Source organism: Asaia sp. SF2.1 (genome assembly GCF_000505765.1).
Lineage (GTDB): Bacteria > Pseudomonadota > Alphaproteobacteria > Acetobacterales > Acetobacteraceae > Asaia > Asaia bogorensis.
Window position 1 is genome coordinate 199,903 of sequence record NZ_AYXS01000034.1, and the last position, 3,051, is coordinate 202,953.

2 protein-coding genes are annotated in these 3,051 nt (G+C 60.4%); both read right to left on the bottom strand.

Translation table 11 applies throughout. The features are described 5' to 3' along the window. On the bottom strand, positions 1 to 259 hold a 259-nt coding region (locus P792_RS39105; RefSeq protein WP_035440265.1), incomplete at its 3' end, for a VOC family protein. Between the two features lie 256 nt (positions 260 to 515). Beyond that, on the bottom strand, positions 516 to 2,924 hold the full coding sequence (locus P792_RS32100; RefSeq protein WP_369794252.1) for a TonB-dependent receptor plug domain-containing protein: 2,409 nt from the start codon (positions 2,922 to 2,924) through the stop codon (positions 516 to 518). Between the last annotated feature and the right edge of the window lie 127 nt (positions 2,925 to 3,051).

Sequence of the window (3,051 nt, forward strand, 5' to 3'; positions counted from 1 at the left end):
GCGCGACACCGGCCTTGTGCCACGCATCGACAGCTTCGGGCGAGGCCGCCTTGAAACCGATCGTCCCGCCATTGGCGCCGGTCGCGGGTTCGCCATTGAGCGGCGTGGTGATCATGAGCCTGCCACCATCATGCGTATAGAACAGGCGGTTCGGGGGCACCATCTCACCCGGCGGACAACCAAGCGCGCCCAGAGCGGCGTCGTAAAACGCTTTCGAGGCGTCGAGGTCGTCACTGCCTATCGTGATATGACTGAACATGAACTCTCTCTCCTGCTGATGAACCCGGCATCCGAGGGCGCCCTTGACGGCTTTCCTCCACCATCCGGGGGCAGAAGTCTCTGCCGCATGGGAGGATCGGTAGATCGGGCAGGGCTGTCAATCCGGCCCCCCAGTCCGCTTTGCAGGCGCGCGGTGCAGGCAAGCGGAAGTGGGGTCTATACGGCATAAAGGCCGGGAGTGTTTCCACTCCCGGCCTGAGCGGGCGATTTGCGATGTGAGGCTTGTCGCGCTGCGGTCAGAGGCTCGCGCTGACGCGCCCGAAATAATAGCCGCCGGTGAAGGGCACCTGATTGGAGAACTGATCGTACATCGACCCACCTGCCGGTACGAGATTGCCTGGGAGACGACGGGGGCGGACATTGAACACGTTGTTCACGCCGATGGAGGCATGGACGCGCGAGGTGATCTTGTAGCCAACCTCAAGATCCGTCAGCCAGCGGGGTGTATTCTTGAACTGGCCAAAGCAGGAATTGGAGTAGCGCAGGGCGCCACCGCTGGCACAGGTTGCCGAGGCCGGGGTCCAGTCCTGATAGGTCATCATGTTGGTGGTTTCGCCATAACGGCTCTGGCGGATATTCACATCCCACTTGCCGATGGTCCACAGCGCGTTGAGAATGATCTTGCTGCGGGGTGTGGCGGTGGTGATGTAGGCGATGGTCTGCTCGTTCAGCAGCGGCTTGCCGATGGTCGAGATGCCATTGTGATGCAAGCGTGTGCGGTTGAGGTTGAACGCCGCCATCAGCGCCAGATTGCCGTAATCATGCATATGCACAAGGTAATCGGCCTTGATATCCAGACCCTGCGTGCGCGTGCTGGCCCCGTTCGAGAGGAAGTAGGCCGAAGACGCTGCCGCATTGGTGGCAGTCGGGGAGACATCGAAGCCGAAAGAGCGGATGGCGTCCAGCGCCTGTGCGCCACGCACCGTACCACCCTGCACGATACGGTCACGCAGATTGATCTGGTACACATCGGCCTCGACATGCAGGCCGCGTACCGGCTCCATGGTAAAGCCCGCACTGGCATTAACCGAGCGTTCCGGCTTCAGGCCTTGCGCACCCAGTGAGCGGGCGGCGGCGGACTCCACCGGAAGCTGACCGCCAACGCTGCCGGTACCGGCAAAGATGTTCAGACGGCTGAAATGGGATTCCTGCAGTGTCGGCGCACGGAACCCGTTGGCGATGGTGCCACGCAGCGCGAAGCGTCTGGTGAAATCATAGCGCGCTGAAAGCTTGCCGTTTTCGGTGTTGTCAGTGTCGGTATAATATTCGTAGCGGCCTGCCACATCGATGGAGAGCTTGCGCGTGGGGCGGAAGGTCGTATCCACATAGGCCGAGTAGATGTTGCGATACCACGTGCCTGCCGATTGGGGCGGGATACCGGCATGTTCCACCGGGCCGCCATCGAGATAGGACTCCGGATTACCCGAGATGATCTGATAGGAGTCCAGACGGTGCTCACCGCCGAACGCCAGGCTGACCGGCATAGACCAGATATTGAACCCGCGACGCAGGTCGAGATTATTCGTCCACTGCGTGTTTTTCTGGGTGTAGTCCCAGAACTTGCTGGGTGAATAACCTGTGCGGGCAAGTTCGCCCAAATTGACGACATCGCGGATGCTGATGCGCGAATTATCGCCGCCATAGACGGTTGAGAGATTCCAGTCGAAGCCGAACAGGTTCTCGCCCTTCAGGCCCAGCTCGGCGGCGTAATCCAGTTCATCATCCCCCGTGATGGGGCGGAGTTCGCTGATGCCTGCGGCGGGTACGACATAGGGGTATTTATAGGCGCGCATTTCGGCATGGCGATAGCCAAGCGTGGCCTGTCCGTAGAGTTCAATGCCAGCGGCAAGCGGCTTGCCGAAATTGAGCGCGAAGGTCTCGCGTGTTTCCTTCGGTGTGCTCAGATAATCGGTCTTGCGACCACGCCAGCTTTCGGAGCCCGGCTTGACGCCCACAAAGTAGTTCTTGGTATCGGCACCGGCCGGCCAGTAGCCGAGCAAAGCATGATCGGGTCCCCAGGCAATGGCGTGTTGTGTCTGATAGAACTGCGCGCCCAGATGGACATAACCATCCTTGCCGAGTTTGAACCCGCCATCAGCGTCAAGCTGGTATTGCTCGCCACTGCCGAGATAGGCATTGGCACCGCCCTGACCGCTGAGCGTCAGACCGTGATCCTTTTTCCTGGTAATGATATTCACCACACCGGCGATGGCGTCAGAACCATACATGGCGGCGGCGCCATCCTCGAGCACCTCGATATGGTCGATCATGTTGCCAGCCAGCATGTTCAGATCGACGCCTGACGAGGCAAATTGCGGCCCCGGCTTCTGCACGATATTGGCGGTGGAATGACGGCGCTTTCCATCGACCAGAACCAGCGTCTCGTTCGGCCCCAGACCACGCATCTGGATGGACGACACCAGCGAGTTGGTGTTGGACCCGCGCGCGCTCATGGTGATGGAGGGATAGGTGCGTGTCAGCGCATTGGCGACGTTCAGTTCACCTGAGCGCTCCAGTGTCTTGGAGGAGATGACCACGACGGGGCTGATGCTCTGGCGGGCCTTCACATGGCTTTCACGCGTGCCTGTCACGACCACCTGCTCGGCATCGTCGGTGCTTTTGACGAATTTGTTTTTCTTCGTCAGGGCCGTGGTCTTGTCGGCTTTTTTCTGTGCGACGTCCTGCGCCTCGGTGGCGCTTGCGGCATCGGCAGCGCGGCTCACGAAGGGCGTGCAGGCAGTCGTTGCAACGAGGAACAGGGCAAGTCTTTTC